At 70.9% G+C, this 15,961-nt stretch carries 11 protein-coding genes; 2 read left to right on the top strand and 9 right to left on the bottom strand.

All coding sequences use genetic code 11. The features are described 5' to 3' along the window. Positions 1 to 148: 148 nt before the first annotated feature. The 8 genes from ACFYWY_RS14030 to ACFYWY_RS13995 all read right to left on the bottom strand — a co-directional run bounded on the left by ACFYWY_RS14030 (position 149) and on the right by ACFYWY_RS13995 (position 11,823). Positions 149 to 1,099 (bottom strand): LD-carboxypeptidase, encoded by a 951-nt coding sequence (locus ACFYWY_RS14030; protein WP_389184782.1) that lies wholly within the window; start codon positions 1,097 to 1,099, stop codon positions 149 to 151. Next, positions 1,096 to 3,150: a S9 family peptidase gene (locus ACFYWY_RS14025; RefSeq protein ID WP_389184779.1), complete on the bottom strand. Its 2,055-nt coding sequence runs from the start codon at positions 3,148 to 3,150 to the stop codon at positions 1,096 to 1,098. The genes ACFYWY_RS14030 and ACFYWY_RS14025 overlap by 4 nt, the downstream gene beginning before the upstream one ends. A 12-nt stretch (positions 3,151 to 3,162) precedes the next feature. Continuing rightward, on the bottom strand, positions 3,163 to 4,497 hold the full coding sequence (locus ACFYWY_RS14020) for a M20/M25/M40 family metallo-hydrolase (protein ID WP_389184776.1): 1,335 nt from the start codon (positions 4,495 to 4,497) through the stop codon (positions 3,163 to 3,165). Next, on the bottom strand, positions 4,490 to 5,323 hold the full coding sequence (locus tag ACFYWY_RS14015; protein WP_389184773.1) for a M55 family metallopeptidase: 834 nt from the start codon (positions 5,321 to 5,323) through the stop codon (positions 4,490 to 4,492). The genes ACFYWY_RS14020 and ACFYWY_RS14015 overlap by 8 nt, the downstream gene beginning before the upstream one ends. A 75-nt stretch (positions 5,324 to 5,398) precedes the next feature. Beyond that, the gene (locus ACFYWY_RS14010; protein WP_389184770.1) at positions 5,399 to 6,124 is read right to left on the bottom strand and encodes a class I SAM-dependent methyltransferase; all 726 of its coding nucleotides are present in this window, start codon (positions 6,122 to 6,124) and stop codon (positions 5,399 to 5,401) included. A 147-nt stretch (positions 6,125 to 6,271) separates the two neighbouring features. Further along, positions 6,272 to 8,689, bottom strand: coding sequence for a SpoIIE family protein phosphatase (locus tag ACFYWY_RS14005; protein ID WP_389184767.1), 2,418 nt, complete (start codon positions 8,687 to 8,689; stop codon positions 6,272 to 6,274). A gap of 122 nt (positions 8,690 to 8,811) precedes the next feature. After that, positions 8,812 to 11,190 (bottom strand): MFS transporter, encoded by a 2,379-nt coding sequence (locus ACFYWY_RS14000; protein WP_389184763.1) that lies wholly within the window; start codon positions 11,188 to 11,190, stop codon positions 8,812 to 8,814. Between the two features lie 189 nt (positions 11,191 to 11,379). Beyond that, positions 11,380 to 11,823 carry an SRPBCC family protein gene (locus tag ACFYWY_RS13995; RefSeq protein ID WP_389184760.1) on the bottom strand — a complete coding sequence of 148 codons (444 nt, stop codon included), beginning with the start codon at positions 11,821 to 11,823 and terminating at the stop codon, positions 11,380 to 11,382. Positions 11,824 to 12,081: 258 nt separating this feature from the next. On the opposite strand from ACFYWY_RS13995, the gene ACFYWY_RS13990 reads away from it, so the two are divergent. After that, entirely contained in the window at positions 12,082 to 13,116 is a 1,035-nt protein-coding gene (locus tag ACFYWY_RS13990; RefSeq protein ID WP_389184756.1) for an Rv2578c family radical SAM protein, read from the top strand. Positions 13,117 to 13,179: 63 nt separating this feature from the next. On the opposite strand, the gene ACFYWY_RS13985 is transcribed toward ACFYWY_RS13990, so the two are convergent. Then, on the bottom strand, positions 13,180 to 13,755 hold the full coding sequence (locus tag ACFYWY_RS13985; RefSeq protein ID WP_389184753.1) for an adenylosuccinate lyase: 576 nt from the start codon (positions 13,753 to 13,755) through the stop codon (positions 13,180 to 13,182). Between the two features lie 327 nt (positions 13,756 to 14,082). Here ACFYWY_RS13985 and ACFYWY_RS13980 point away from each other — a divergent pair, with 327 nt between their 5' ends. Then, positions 14,083 to 15,864: a 3-hydroxyacyl-CoA dehydrogenase family protein gene (locus ACFYWY_RS13980; RefSeq protein WP_389184750.1), complete on the top strand. Its 1,782-nt coding sequence runs from the start codon at positions 14,083 to 14,085 to the stop codon at positions 15,862 to 15,864. Positions 15,865 to 15,961: the final 97 nt, after the last annotated feature.

Below are 15,961 nucleotides of genomic sequence, written 5' to 3'. Positions count from 1 at the left end.
GGGGGACCCCCGCTCCTCAATCGCCGGAGGGGCTGAAACGTGCGACATGCGGTCGAAGGTCGCATACGGGGTCCAGGGGGCGCAGCCTCTTGGTTACGGGAAGGGGCGGGGTAGGGGAACAGGCCCGCCGCAGGCGCAAACCGCCCCCTCACCGCAGCGCCGGCTCGTCCAGCGTCAGCGTGCACGCGTCCGCGTTCAGCACCGCCCCCACCCCGAACGGCATCGTCAGCGCCGGCGCCCCGTGCCCGAAGCCCAGATCCTCCACGACCGGAACGCCAAGACCGCCGAGCCGGTCGAGCAGCACCGCCCGCACCGTCTCGTACGGACCGCATTCATCCCACGATCCGAGCGCGACGCCCGCGACTCCCTCCAGCCAGCCGGAGCGCAGCAGCTGGGTGAGGACGCGGTCGAGGCGGTAGTCCTCCTCCCCCACGTCCTCGATCAGCAGCAGCCCGCCGCGCGCCGACGGCCGGGCGTGCGGGGTGCCGAGTTCCGCCGCGAGCAGGCTCACACAGCCGCCGAGGGTGACGCCCCGGGCCCGGCCGGGGACCATGGTCCGGGCCGTCTCCAGGCCCAGGGTGCGTACCGACTCGGGCTCGAAGAGCGTGGCCCGCAGCGACTCCTGGGTGGGTGCGTCCTTGAGGAAGGTGGCGGTGCCGACCATCGGGCCATGCAGGGTGGCCAGGCCCGTCCGGACGGCGAAGGCCTCGTGGAGGGCGGTGACATCGCTGTAGCCGACGAAGACCTTGGGGCCGGCCGCCCGTATCGCGGCCCAGTCGAGCATGTCGACCATGCGCTGGGCGCCGTAGCCGCCGCGGGCGCAGATGACGGCGGAGACCGACGGGTCGCACCAGGCCTCTGTCAGATCGCGGGCGCGGTCCCGGTCGGCCGCCGCGAGATACCAGAAGTCGGGGTGCTGGTCGCGGACATGGGGCATTACGACCGGGTCCAGGTCCCAGCCGCGCAGGATCTCCAGGCCCGCGTCGAGCCGTTCGCCGGGTACCGGGCCGCTGGGCGCCACCACGGCGACCCTGGCCCCGGGCCTCAGTCGCGCCGGGCGGGTCAAGGGCCTCAGGGGCGGCAAGGGCGTGCGGGTCATTTCTTGAGCTCCAGCAGCGGGACATCGGGGCGCGAGATGCCGAAGGTCTGGGCGTACAGGGACAGTTCGGACTCCAGTGCGCGGACCACGGTCTCGGCTCTGCGGAAGCCGTGGCCTTCGCCCTCGAAGGCGATGTACGCGTGTGGGATGCCGCGCCCCGCCATCCGAGCCAGGAACCGCTCGCACTGCACGGGCGGGCAGATCACGTCGTCCAGGCCCTGGAGCAGCAGGAACGGTGCGCTGATCCGGTCGCTGTGCTGCAGCGGCGAGCGCTCTCGGTAGCGGCCCGGAACTTCTGCGAGCGGACCTACGAGCGACTCCAAATACTGCGACTCGAAGTCGTGGGTCTCGTCGGTGGCCCAGCTCACCAGGTCGAGGACGGGATAGATGATCGTGCCGCAGGCGTAGACGTCGGTGGCGGTGAGGGAGGAGGCGGCGGTCCAGCCGCCCGCGCTGCCGCCGCGGATGGCGAGCCGCGCCGGGTCGGCCGTGCCCTCGGCGGCCAGCGCCTCGGCGACGGCCGCGCAGTCCTCGACGTCGACGACGCCCCACTGCTCACGCAGCCTGTCGCGGTACTCCCTGCCGTACCCGGTGGAGCCGCCGTAGTTGACCTCGGCGACGCCGATGCCGCGCGAGGTGAAGTAGGCGATCTCCAGGTCGAGGACGAGCGGCGCATGGCCGGTGGGGCCGCCGTGCGCCCACACCACGAAGGGCGGCAGCTCCTCGTCGGGTGCGATCCGGTCGGGGCTGTGGGGCGGATAGATATGGGCGTGGATCTCCCGGTTGTCGGGGCCGGTGAAGGTGCGGATCTGCGGCTCCGGGTAGTACACCGGGTCCACCGGGTCGTCATGTGCCGAGCCGATGACGCGGGTACGCCCGGTGGCGGTGTCGAGTTCGACGACCTCGTACGCACTGCGGGGGCTGGCCGCGACCCCGATGACCCGGTCGCCGTGGACGGCGAGGGTGGACGCCCACTCGGTCCACGGCCCCGCGGCGTCGACGAGCTCGCCGGTCTCCGGGTCGAGTATCCCCAGGGCGGTGGCGCCCTTGCCGTGGATGACTGCGATCAGCCCGTTGTCCAGCGGGTGGAACCACTTGAGGCCGATCTTCCACAGCGGCCCGCCGAACTCCTCGCCGCGGCCGGGGCAGAGGCCGGTGCTCGGCACGGCGCCGGGGGCGACGCCGGACGCGAAGCCCGGCTCCCCGGCGGGCCCGACGCCGGCGACCAGCGCCTCCGGCCGGATCCGCCGCAGCTCCCACCAGTTGCAGAGGTCGGAGACGAAGAGCAGCGAGCCGTCCGGGGCCCAGTCGACCTGGGCAACCGACTCGTCCGTGTCCCCCGCGATCGGCCGCACGCCACTGAACGGGCCGCCCGCCGTCACCTCGCCGAGCATCACGACCGTGCCGTCCCAGGGCATCTGCGGATGGTCCCAGGCGATCCAGGCGGCGTGCCGTCCGTCCGGCGAGAGCCGCGGCCCGGTGACGAAGCGGTGCCGGTCGTCGGAGAGCTCCCGCACCGCCCCTCGGTCCTCGGCCGCCGAGCCGTCCAGCGGCACGGCCGCGATCACCCGGCGTACGTCCGTGGGTGCTTCGCCGGTGAACTCCTCCAGGACGCACCAGACTTCGCCGCGCTCCAGCCGGAGCTGCGGGTCGGCCCAGCGCAGCCCGCCGCCGACCGCCGAGACCGGGGTGAGCGGACGCGGCACGGCATCGGCCGCGTCGGGCTCATAGACGTACAGCCTCTGGTCGGCGAAGTGGACGAAGACGACGAGCGGGCCGTCGTCGTCGGCGCGGCCGGCTCCGGCCCAGGGGTGCCCGCCGTACTCGATGACTCTGCTGCGAACATTCCACGGGGCGGGGAGCACCGACTCCTCGCCGCCGTCGGCCCGTCGGCGGATCAGGGCGCGCCTGCCGCCCTCGGTGGGGCGTGGCGCGGTCCACCACACCTCGTCGGCGATCATGCCCAGGAACTCCGGGCGCCCTTCGTGCGAGGCGGTGAGCGCCGCGTCGATGGGTGACGGCCAGGTTCCGTAGGCTCCCGTGGGTACCATTGCCGACTCCCCCTATGCGGACCGCAGATAGTGGTCGAGAACATTCACGCCGAAGTGCAGCGCCTCGACCGGAACGCGCTCGTCGACCCCGTGGAACAGTGCCGCGTAGTCGAAGCCGACAGGGAGCTTCAGCGGCGAGAAGCCGTAGCCGGTGATGCCGAGCCGGGAGAACTGCTTGGCGTCGGTGCCGCCGGGCATGCAGAACGGCACGACGTGCCCGGCCGGGTCGAAACGCTCGACAGCCGCGCGCAGCTTGGCGAATGTCGGAGAGTCGGCGGGAGCCTGCAGGGCCTTCTCGCGGTGTTGGAACTCCCACTCGACGTCCGGTCCTGTCAGCCGGTCCATCGTTTCGTGGAACTCGGCATCACAGCCGGGCAGCATCCGCCCGTCGACGTACGCGGTGGCATGCCCCGGAATCACATTGATCTTGTAACCGGCTTCCAGCATGGTCGGGTTGGTGCTGTTGCGCACAGTCGGCTCGACCAGCGCGGCGGCCGGCCCGAGCTTCGCCATCAGAGCGTCCACGTCGAAGTCGTCCGCGTCCACATCGGTCTCGATGCCGTGCAGCACGGCGAGCTCGGCCAGCGCGGCCCGCACGGTCGGCGTCAGCCGCACCGGCCACTGGTGCTCGCCGATCCGGGCGACGGCAGCGGCGAGCCGACTCACGGCGTTGGCGCGGTTGACCTTGGATCCGTGTCCGGCCCTGCCGTGCGCGGTGAGCTTGAGCCAGGCTGTGCCGCGCTCCCCGGCCGCGATCGGGTAGAGCGCCATACCGGGGCCGGCATGGAAAGTGAAGGCCCCGGACTCGCTGATCCCTTCCGTACACCCCTCGAAGAGGCCGGGGTGCCGGTCGGCGAGGAAGCCCGAGCCGTCGACGGCGCTGGCCTCCTCGTCGGCGGTGTAGGCGATCACAATGTCGCGCCGGGGCCTGATGCCGGCGCGCGCCCAGGCCCGGACGACCGCGAGGACCATCGCGTCCATGTTCTTCATGTCGACCGCGCCGCGGCCCCACACCACCCCGTCCCTGACCTCCCCGGAGAAGGGGTGCACGGACCAGTCGGCGGACTCGGCCGGCACCACGTCCAGGTGGCCGTGGACGAGCAGGGCATCGGCGGACGGATCGGTGCCCTCGATCCGTGCGACGACGTTGGTACGCCCCGGGGTGCACTCCAGCAGGGTGGGTTCAATGCCGGCCCCGGCCAGTCGCTCGGCGGCATACTCGGCGGCGGGCCTCTCCCGGCAGTCGCCTCCGCCGTGGTTGGTGGTGTCGATGCGGATCAGCTCGGAGGTGAAGGTCACCACTTCGTCGAGTGCCTGGCCGTCGATATGCGTTGTCACGTCAGCCATACTGCTCCTCCACTGCCGCCGAGACGATCGTCGTGACCGCTTTGAAGGTACGAATGCCCTCATACATGGTCTCGCTGGTGTACGCGACGCGCCGCTCGCCGCTGCCCGCAACGCCCGGCACCACGGTGGCCGCCGCCGCGAGATGCTCCGCGTCGAACTCCAGCTCCACGGTGAACGGGCCGCCCCGCACAGGCTCGAACCGCATGGCCAGGGCCGCCGCCTCCTTCGCGGCGCCGCGGATGTCGGAAGCGGTACGGCCCGGGGTGCGGCACACCGCCGCGTACCGCGAGACGTAGTCCTTCACCGCCACCTTGCGGGCCGCGGGCGCATAGCCGTCGGCGTCCACGCAGGTCAGGTTGTCACCGGTCACCAGCACGACCGGCACGCCGTACTCCGCGACCACATGGGCGTTGAGCAGGCCTTCGCTCGCCCGCGCGCCGTCCAGCCAGACCCCCGTGATGGAGTTGGCGAGGTAGGTGTGGGCGAGCACCCCCTCCGCGCCCGCCCCCGTGTGGTAGCCGACGAACGCGATGCCGTCCACGTCGCCGTGCTGCACCCCCTCCACCATCGACAGCGACTTGTGCTTGCCGGTGAGCATCTCCACCCGCTCGTCGAGCCGCTCCAGCAGCAAATTACGCATGGTCCAGTGCGCTTCATTGATGAGCACCTCATCGGCGCCGCCGTCGAAGAAGCCGAGTGCGGCTGCGTTCACATCGGAGGTGAACATGGTCCGGCAGCGCTCCCACTGGGGAGTGCCGGGCAGCACGTCGGCCGGCCAGGTCACACCGGTGGCGCCTTCCATGTCGGCGCTGATGAGGATCTTCATGCCTGGAAACCTACGCGCTCGCCCGACGGCCCGGCCAGCCCTGTGGATAACTACCCGCGGGCCGGACCTCCGGCGTCACCCGTTCCGGCCAATGACCAGCCATTTCGATGGCAGTTCGACGCGTGATCCGTCCGCCGCGTACTCCGTTGTCGTCAGCGGCAGTTCACCGCTCGCGAGCACGTCGAGCCCCGCCGTGCGGAAGAATTCCACCAACTGCGCATCGGCGACCGCACCCGGCACGATGCCGTGCCGGAAGACCGGCTGAAGCTTCGGCGGCGGCCCGGCCGGCGACTGCGCCAGGCCCATCAGCTTCTGCCCGGCGGCCTCCGAGAGCTCGACCACGAAGGCCCGCCCGCGCTCCCCCACCAGGGTGGCGATGGTGTCGGCCAGCCCCTGCCGGTCCTCGGGGTCGCACTGGTGGAGCACTCCGCGCATATAGACATTGGCGTCACCCAGTTCGGCGTGCAACTGCGACATCGCCGCCCCGTCCACCGCGTCCATCTCCCGGAACCGCGCCTCCCCCGCTTTGTCCCGCCTTCCGGCGAGTTCGATGGCGGCCGCCGAGAGGTCCACCCCGAGGACATCCGGGAAGCGGTCGGCGAGGAAATGGGTCTGTGTGCCATTGCCGCAGCCCAGATCCACCAGGGTGAGTTCGGCGTCGGTCACATGCGGTTCGTAGAGCGCGAGATGGATTCCCGCGGTGAGTGCCGGCTCCGCGTCCCAGAAGACCGCTCCGGGCTCGTCGGAGGCCTCGCTCCAGAAGCCTTCCCAGGCATCCTTGTACCGACTCGTCACGCTCATGACCAGCTCCCCAGGATATGACACGACGTCAAGATCGGTCTATCGCTCCCCGGTTACGCCGACAAGCGCCCGGCGCATTCCTTCACCTGGCGTTCGATCCGTCGGCACGCCGGCGCGCGCGCCGGGGCAAGATCCGGAAGATGCCCGCTACGGCAGCGCCAGCTCGAACCAGACGGTCTTGCCTTCCGTCGTACGGCTGGTGCCCCACTCCCGCGCCAGGGTGCTCAGCACCCGCAGCCCGCGCCCGATCTCGTCGTCCCATCGCGCGTCGAGCAGCGTCGGCAGGGTGTGGTCCTCGTCCGCCACCTCGCACAGCAGCGATCCTGCCCGGACCAGCCGTAGCTCGGCGCGACGGCCGCTCGTATGCCGCACCGCATTGGTGACCACTTCGCTGACCAGCAGCTCCACGGTCTCGTTCAGCCCGGCGAGGCCCCAGGACCGCAGCTGTCCGCGGACCAATCGGCGCGCCCTGGCCGCCTCGCGCGGTTCCAGCGACAGCTCCCAGGAGGCCACCGACTCGGCGTCGATGCCGTTCAACCGGGCCATCAGCAGGGCGACGTCGTCCTTGCGGCCGCCGCGGCCCTCCGGAAAAGACGCAGCCAGCGCGCGGATGATGGTGTCGCAGGCGTCGTCCATGGAGGCCGCGGGGTGGGCAGCGGATTCACACAGCGTCGCAAGCCCGACGCCGATGTCCTCGCCCCGCACCTCCACCAGACCGTCCGTGCACATCACCAGGCGATCGCCGGGCGCCACGGGCACTCGTACGCTCTCGAAGGGCACTCCGCCGACGCCGATCGGCGCGCCCGTCGGCAGGTCGAGCAGATCGCTGCGCCCGTCGGCCGCGCGGACGATCACCGGCGGCACATGGCCGGCGTTCGCCAACTGCAGTTCACCCCGGATCGGGTCGTACACCGCGTACAGACAGGTCGCGAGGTAGTGCTCGCCGAGGCGCTGGGCCAGGTCGTCGAGGTTGCGCAGCAGCTGTTCGGGCGGCAGGTCGAGGGCGGCCATGGTCTGTACGGCCGTACGTAACTGGCCCATCATCGCCGCGGAGTTCAGGCCGTGCCCCATCACGTCGCCCACCACCAGCGCGGTGCGCGATCCGGGCAGCTTGACGGAGTCGAACCAGTCACCGCCCACTCGGCCGAGGAGGGTGCCCGGCAGATACCGGGTGGCCGTGTCGCAACCGGCCATCCGCGGGGTGACCTGCGGCAGCATCGAGTCCTGGAGGGTCTCGGCGACGCTCTCCTGGTAGGTGTACATACGGGCGTTGTCGAGGACGAGCCCCGCGCGGGCGGCCAGTTCTGCACCGGTGACCCGGTCCATGTCGTTGAACAGGGCGCGCTGCGGGTGACGCAGAAGGATCATGAATCCCAGCACCACATTGCGTGCCTTGAGGGGCACGACGAGCATCGAACGCCCGCTGATGAGGGGACGGATGTCGCGCTTCTCGAACTGCGAGGCGATGGCGGTGCCCATCTGCTCGCTGATCCGCGGCACCAGCACCGGGTCGCCGGTGGTCATGCACTGGAAGAACGGCGTGTGCACGGGGAACGGCATGGATTCGCCGACGGGCACCACATCGTCCCAGCGTCCCGGCTCGTCCACATGCTCGACGGCGACGCGGTGCCACATGGTGGTCGCGTCCGGCGGTCCGTCCGGGAAGCCCTCGCCCGCGATGACCTGTTCACGCAGATAGGTGCCCGCGACGTCGGTGAAGCGCGGCACGACGGCCGCGCTGACTTCCTGGATCGTACGGGCGAGGTCGAGCGAGGAGCCGATGCGGCCGCTGACCTCGTTGAGGAATTCGAGCCGCTCGCGCACCGCCGCGTACTCGAGGTCCTGTTCGAGATCGGCCGCGTCCACCGTCTGTCCGGCGGCTGCCGCAGCCTCGGCGGCGCGCTGTCGCGCCTGGCGCTCCGCGCGCCGTGGCACACCCCAGTCGGGGGTCACCGGCACCCGGTCGTGATGGCTGAACTCCAGCACCGGATAGCCCAGATCGAGGACCTGGGAGACGATCCGCGTCGACTCATGGACGCTCATGCTCGGCAGGATCTCGGGGAGTCTGCGCGCCAGTTCGTCGAAGCCGGGGAACTCGGTGTGCAGCGCGAAGCCCGGCGCTATCCGCTCGACGCTCTCGTCCTCCCCGCCGAACAGGGCAGCGTCGGCGGCCAGTACGAGCAGTCGTTCCTCGCCTGGCCCGACCATGGGGTAGGCCCACCACAGCACATCGGCCCGGTCGCGGCCGGGCTCAGAGAGCCGGGCCCGGCCGGCCGCCGGAAAGGAGGTCAGGCCGTTCAGTGAGGCGTCGAGTCCGGGGCCGAGACCGCCGTATCCGTCGTACGAGTCGTACTCGCCGTCGTCCGCCAGCGCGCCGGTGACCGGGAGCAGGTCGACCGCGGGCCGGCCCACGGCCTCCTCGCGGGCGGGGCCGAAGAGCCGCCTCGCGCCGGTCGACCAGTGCGACACCAGGCCTTCGCCGTCCACGACGACCACCGCAAGCGGAATCCGGCCGGCCACGGCGTACTGCTGCGGCGGTGTCGGCGGCGCAGCACCACTGTCCATGGGTGTCAGGCTCCTTCCCCGCCGCCAGGATCTGCGGCCTTGTCACCACGGTACGGCGCTGAGCACACCGTGCGCGGGGCAACGGCGGAACAGGTTGTGCGCCCGCGCCAACTGACCGGAGATCAGTCCTCGTGCCCCAGCTGGAGATCGCGTTCGGTGCGCCCGCCGCCGGCGACCTGCAGGACCGTCGCCACCGGCGGATAGCCGGCCGCGATCACGGTGTACTCCCCCGAGGACAGGTCGACGAACCGGAAGGTACCGTCGGGGCCCGTGGTGAGGGTGTCCACCACATTGCCGGCCGCGTCGAGCAGGGTGACGCGCGCATCCTCGACCGGGCGGCCGTCGCCGGCCCGCACCGTGCCCCGCAGCATCGCTCCGCCCGCCAGCTCGACGTCCTGCCGGGTCTCGCGGGCCGCCTGCACGCTCACCGGGAGCGCGGCAGGCCTGAAGGCGGGGGCGCTCGCGGCGAGGGTGTACTCCCCCGCCACCAATTCCGTCATCACATAGCCGCCTTCGCGGCCGCTGCGGGCGGTGGCGACGACATCGCCGCGTACGTCGGTGAGAGTCACCGCCGCGTCCCGCACGGGCGCGCCGTCCGCCGTCACGACGGATCCGGCGAGCCGGCCCGCTCCGCCGAGGACCACATCGAGCTCGACCGGCCGCTCTGCGACGGTGACGGTGACCGCCTGTGGCTGGTGCCCGCCGGCCGCCGCGATCATGACGTACGAGCCGGCTCCGGGCACGCTCAGCGCATACCGCCCGTCCTCGCCGCTCGCGCCGCGTCCGATCTGGTGTCCCTGTACGTCGATCAGGGTGAGGGCGGCGCGCGGGACGGTGCTGCCGTCGTGGTGCTGGACCATGCCGCAGACCGGGACGCCCGAGGTGTACACGGGTGCGTTGCGGGCCTGCGGTACGGATGCGGTCTCGGCGGCGGATGCGTTGTAGGACACCAGCGGTTTCTCCTTGAGGAAGAAGGCGATGACGAGGCCGAGCGCGAGCACCGGCACCAGATGGAGGAAGATCCGCGGCATCGCGTCTGCGTACGCCTGGATGTAGCCGTCGCGCAGGGCGGGCGGCATGGCATGGACCAGTTGCGGAGTGATGGACTCCGGGGCGGGAAGTCCCGCGCCGGCCGGGAGGCGGTCGGCGAGCGCGTAGGTGAGGCGGTCGGCGAAGAGTGTGCCGAAGACGGCGGCGCCGACGCTGCCGCCGATCTGCCGGAAGTAGTTGCTGGCGCTGGTGGCGGCGCCGAGGTCGGCGGGCGGCGCGGTGTTTTGCACGGCGAGGATGAGAACCGGCATCACCAGTCCGATGCCGACACCCAGCACGGCCTGCCAGATGCTGTATTCGAGCCGGGGCGTGTCCGCCTCGAGCCGCGACAGCAGCAACATGCCGGCCACCGAGATCGCGCTGCCCAGTACGGCATAGATCTTGTAGCGGCCACTGCGGCTGATGAGCCGGCCGGAGACGATCGAGGCGGCGACGATGCCGCCCATCATCGGGAGCATCAGCAGCCCCGACTCGGTGGCACTGACGCCGTCGACCATCTGCAGGAAGGTCGGCAGATAGCCGGCCGTGCCGAAGAGCGCGACGCCGACGACCGCGCCGACGAGGCTGGTGACGTTGAAGATCGAGTCGCGGAACAGCCGCAGCGGGATGATCGGTTCGGGCGCGTAGTGCTCAACGACCGTGAAGAGCAGGATGGTTCCTGCTGCCCCGGCCGCCAGTCCCAGGATGACGCGCGAGCCCCAGGCGTACTCCGTGCCGCCCCAACTGGTCAGCAGCACCAGGCAGGTGGACGCGGCGGCGAGGAACAGCGCACCGAGGACGTCGAGCCGGGCGCGCGCGGCGGGCTTGGGGAGCTTCAGCACCAGGGTGACGACGAGCAGTGTCACCACGCCGAAGGGGACGTTGAAGTAGAAGCACCAGCGCCAGGAGACGTGGTCGGTGAAGAAGCCGCCGAGCAACGGGCCCGCGACGGAGGCGAGTCCGAAGGCCGCACCGATGAGTCCCATGAACCGGCCGCGCTCCCGGGCCGGGACGATGTCCGCGATGATCGCCTGCACGCCGATCAGGAGACCGCCGGCGCCGATGCCCTGGACGGCACGGAAGGCGATGAGCTCGTCCATGCTGCGTGACCAGCCCGCAAGCGCGGAGCCGATGACGAAGACGACGATCGCGAACTGGAAGAGGCCCTTGCGGCCGAAGAGGTCACCGAGTTTGCCGTAGATCGGCAGGCCGATGGTGGCGGTGAGGAGATAGGCGGTGATCGCCCAGGGCATCCGGTCCAGGCCCTGAAGCTCACCGACGATCTTCGGGAGGGCGGTGGCGACGATCATCTGCTCGAGCGCGGCGAGAAGCAGCGCGAGCATCAGGCCGAAGAAGACGAGGCGTACGCGGCGCGGGCTGAGCGCGGTGACCTCGGCCGGATCGGTATGCGGAGGCGGTGCGGCCGCGGCCGGAGCCGTTGGCTCGTCCTTCACCAGAGTGATCCCGCCCACCTGCCTGCTCCCCTCGTCGCGCCTGCGCGGGCCCATTTCTCGCATTACGCGACAACTGCGGGCAAGCGCGACGAGGGCCGCGGGAGGCACGAGTGAGCGGCTTAAGCGCCGGTCGGAGCCCCTACGGCGGACAGCGGACCCATACGGAAAACCACTCGAAACGGTGAGCGTGAGAATAATCCCGGCGGGCTACTTCTCGACCTCGGCGGCGAGCTTGGCGAGCAGCTCGTCGTAGATCCGCCCAAGTCCCTTGGGGGCGAAGGTCTTCTCGAAGAATCCGCCGATGCCGCCGGCGCCGTTCCAGACGGTGGTGACGACGGCCTTGGACTTCCCCTCACCGGCCGGGGTGACGGTCCAGGTGGTGACCATGGAGGAGTTGCGGTCCTTCTCGACCAGCTGACCGTCGGTCGGCTCGGCCACCTCGAGCAGGCAGTCGCGGATGCGCTTGCTGGTGGCCTGGAGCTTCCAGTGGACGAGGGTGCCCTCGCCGTCGCCGCCCTCGCGGACCTCGTACTCACTGAAGTGCTCGGGCAGGAGCTTCGCGCGGGTGTTCTCGTAGTCGGCCAGTGCGTCGAACACCTTCTCCGCGTCCGCCGAGATGATCCGTTCCGTGGTGGCCTCGACCTGCGCCATTCCTGTTCCTCCAGCACTCGGGGTCTTCGGGGGTGCGGCTAGCCAACCATCTCGGGTGCGGCCGACAGAAATTGGGGTTCAGTGTCATGAGTCGGAAGTAGGTCTGGCGCGGTGCGCGGCCTCCGATCAGGGGGCGGGGCAGCGAACGGTCCATCCCGGCCCCTCGACTCAACCCCCTGCCGGAAAGTTTGACTCACCCCAGCAGCAATCAAGGGAACATGTGTTCTATTCTGTGGTCACTGCTACCCGGGAGGCGCCATGCGCTGGGACAATCTGGTCGATAACCCCACTACGGCCGGGGACACCGCGCTTTTCGGCACGTCAGCGGTGACGACCCGGACCTTCGACACGCCCGAATTCCGCGGCATCACCTTCCACGAGGTCCGCGCCCGCTCGATCCTGAACCGGGTGCCGGGCGCCTCACGGATGCCTTTCGAGTGGACCGTCAACCCCTACCGGGGCTGTACGCACGCGTGTGTGTACTGCTTCGCCCGCAAGACACACAGCTATCTGGACCTCGACACCGGGCTCGGCTTCGACTCCCAGATCGTCGTGAAGATCAACGCGCCGGAGCTGCTGCGCCGGCAGCTGGCCTCGCGGCAGTGGCAGGGCGCGCACATCGCGATGGGGACGAACGTCGACTGCTATCAGCGGGCCGAAGGACGCTACCGATTGATGCCGGGCATCATCTCGGCCCTGCGCGACCACGCGAATCCGTTCTCGATCCTCACCAAGGGCACGTTGATCCTGCGCGATCTGGATCTGCTGCGGCAGGCGGCCCAGGTGACGGAGGTCGGGATCTCGGTCTCGGTCGGTTTCACGGACCCCGAGCTGTGGCGCACGGTCGAGCCGGGCACGCCGTCGCCAGAGCGTCGCCTCGATGTCGTACGCACCCTCACCGATCACGGCATCGGCTGCGGGGTGCTGATGGCGCCGGTCATCCCCTTCCTCGGCGACCATCCGGACCAGTTGCGCGCGACGGTCCGCGCCATCGCCGCGTCCGGGGCGACGTCGGTGACCCCGCTGGTGCTGCATCTGCGGCCCGGCGCGCGTGAGTGGTTCATGGCGTGGCTGACGCAGCACCATCCGCATCTGGTGCGGCGGTACGAGCGGCTGTACGCGGAGGGGGCGTACGCGCCGAAGTGGTACCAGCGCCGGATCACCCGCCATGTCCACGAACTGGCCGCGGAGTTCGGGATAGGCCCGGCGGACCGGGGTGTGCCGCGGCGTATCCCGATGCCGCCGGAGCCGGAGCCGGTGGGCCCTGAACCGACCCAGCTCACCCTGCTCTGAGCCCGGCGGCCGATTGGCGGCGGCCCGATTGATCGAGGCCTTCGCGCTGGTCGGGGAGGCGGGCTAGCGAGACGCCGAGAGGCGGGCCAGTGCCGCCTCCGCCGCCGCCATCAGACGGGGGTGCGCGGCGGCCGAGCGGAGGACGGCCGTCGCCCGTTTGTCGCCCAGGGCGCCCAGACCCTCGACGCAGGCCAGCGCCAGTCGCCAGTGCGGGTCGCCCGGGGTGAGGCGGCGGCCGAGGACCGTGATCAGCGCCGGGACCGATTCCGGGGCCCGCAGGCGGGTGAGCAGCCGGACCGGGACCAGTGCGTAGGCGACGCGCAGCTCATTCGTGGCGAGCGCCGCCGCCGCGCGGGAGGTGCGGGGGTCCGCCAGGCGGGACAGGGCGTGGGCCGCCGAGACGCAGCGTTCCCGGTCGCGGTGGTTCAGGAGCAGCACCAGCGCCTCGAAGGCGCGCCGGTCCCCCGCGCAACCGAGCCGGAAGGCCGCAATCTCCCGCGCCCACAGGGGCCGCTCATGTTCGGTGAGGACTCCTGCGAGCTCCTCCCGGTCCTCTGTTGCCAGCAGCCGTTCGTACGCAACCGAGCCGCCCGACTCTCCGCGCAGCCGCCGCGCCACGGACCGTAACTCCTCATCCATGGTGGCCAGCGTATCGGCGACGCCGTGGCGATCCAGATCACACCCGCCCAGGTCTGGCGCGCTCGTTACTCGCGGGTTAACCTCAATTGAGCGGGTAACCCCCCGCACAGCTCACGGTGGCCTGGTGACGCAGCCGCCGCGAGTGCTTGTCGGTTCGGTAGTTCTGCACATGAGTTCCGCACATGCGTGAGTACGACGCGACTCCGGGACAGAGTCCGTCGGCCCCGCACCACGACACGCAATTGGCGTGCGCCGCGCCCCTTGGCGTTCTCGCCCGTGCGCCCCGCGCGCCCCTCATCAGTCGTCACACATCCCTGGAGTCCCCCGATGGACATCCCTCTGCACACCATTGCCGTCGTCGGCCTCGGCACCATGGGCACCGGCATCGCCGAAGTGCTCGCCCGCGCCGGACGTGAGGTCATCGGCATCGACATCAGTGACGCCGCCGCCGGCCAGGCCGTCACCGCGCTCGAAGCCTCCACCGCCCGCGCCGTGGAGCGCGAGCGGATCACCGAGGAGGAGCGGCGCAACATCCTCGCCCGCTTCCGCACCTTCTCCGATCTGCAGGCCGCCGCGGACGCCGATCTCGTGATCGAGGTCGTGTCCGAGTCGTACGAGGCCAAGCAGCAGGTCTTCCGCGCCCTGGACTCCATCGTGCGCCCCGGCACCATCCTCGCCACCGGCACCAACGCCCTGTCGGTGACCCGGCTGGCCGCGGACTCCGCCCACCCCGAGCGCGTGCTCGGCATGCACTTCTTCAACCCCGCGCCGGCGATGAAGCTGGTCGAGGTCGTCTCCTCGGTGCTGACCTCGCCGCGCGCCGTCGAGGCCGTCACCGCGCTCGCCCGCGAGCTCGGCAAGGAGCCGGTCGCGGTCGGCGACCGGCCCGGTTTCGTCGCGGACGGGCTGCTGTTCGGCTATCTCAACCAGGCCGCCGCGATGTACGAGGCGAGGTACGCCTCCCGCGAGGACATCGACGCCGCGATGAAGCTGGGCTGCGGGCTACCGATGGGCCCGCTCGCGCTGCTCGACCTGATCGGCATCGACACCGCGCGTACCGTCCTGGACGCGATGTACGCGGAGTCCCGCGACCGGCTGCACGCCCCGGCCCCCATCCTCAAGCAGCTCAGCGAGGCGGGCCTGACCGGCCGCAAGTCGGGCCGCGGCTTCTACACCTACGCCGCCCCCGGCACCGCGGACCTGGTCCCGGACGCCCTCACCCCGCAGCCTGCGGCCGATGCGGCGGCCGGCCGCGAGGTCCGCTCGGTCGGTGTCGCCGGCTCCGGCACGATGGCGAGCGGCATCGCGGAAGTCTTCGCCAAGGCCGGTTACGACGTGGTGCTCGCCGCCCGCAGCCTGGAGAAGGCGGAGACGGCGAAGTCCCGTATCGCCAAGAACCTTTCCCGCTCGGTCGACAAGGGCCGGATGACGGCCGAGGCCCGCGAGGCGACGCTGGCCCGCGTCGCCCCGGCCGGCTCGCTCGACGCGTTCGCCGAGGTCGACCTCGCGGTGGAGGCGGTGGCCGAGGATCTGGAGATCAAGCAGCAGCTCTTCGCCACCCTCGACAAGGTCTGCAAGCCGGGCGCGGTGCTCGCCACCACCACCTCCTCACTGCCCGTCGTCGCCTGCGCGCGCGCCACCTCGCGCCCGCAGGACGTCATCGGCATGCACTTCTTCAACCCTGCGCCGGCGATGAAGCTGGTCGAGGTGGTCCGTACGGTCCTGACCTCCGACGAGGTCCACGCCACCGTCCGCGCGGTGACCACGAAGATCAAGAAGCACCCGGTCGACTGCAGCGACCGGGCCGGTTTCATCGTGAACGCCCTGCTCTTCCCGTACCTCAACAACGCGATCAAGATGGTCCAGGAGCACTACGCGACGCTGGACGACATCGACGCCGCGATGAAGCTGGGCGGCGGCTATCCGATGGGTCCCTTCGAGCTTCTCGACGTGGTCGGGCTCGATGTCTCGCTCGCCATCGAGAAGGTTCTGCACCGCGAGTTCCGCGACCCGGGCCTGGCGCCCGCGCCGCTGCTCGAGCACCTGGTGGCCGCGGGGTGCCTCGGCCGGAAGACGGGGCGTGGCTTCCGCGAATATGCCCGGCGCTGATCACACGGCGGGCTGGGGCGGGCTGCTCGATCCTTCGGACGACCCGCCCCCCGCCTCGGGTGGGGGCGTCCCCGGCCCACAGGCGCGCTCCGCTGCA

The organism is Streptomyces sp. NPDC002870, assembly GCF_042888505.1.
Taxonomy (GTDB): Bacteria; Actinomycetota; Actinomycetes; order Streptomycetales; family Streptomycetaceae; genus Streptomyces.
Note: the sequence above shows the minus strand (reverse complement) of the source record. Positions and strands in the feature narration are given on the sequence as shown.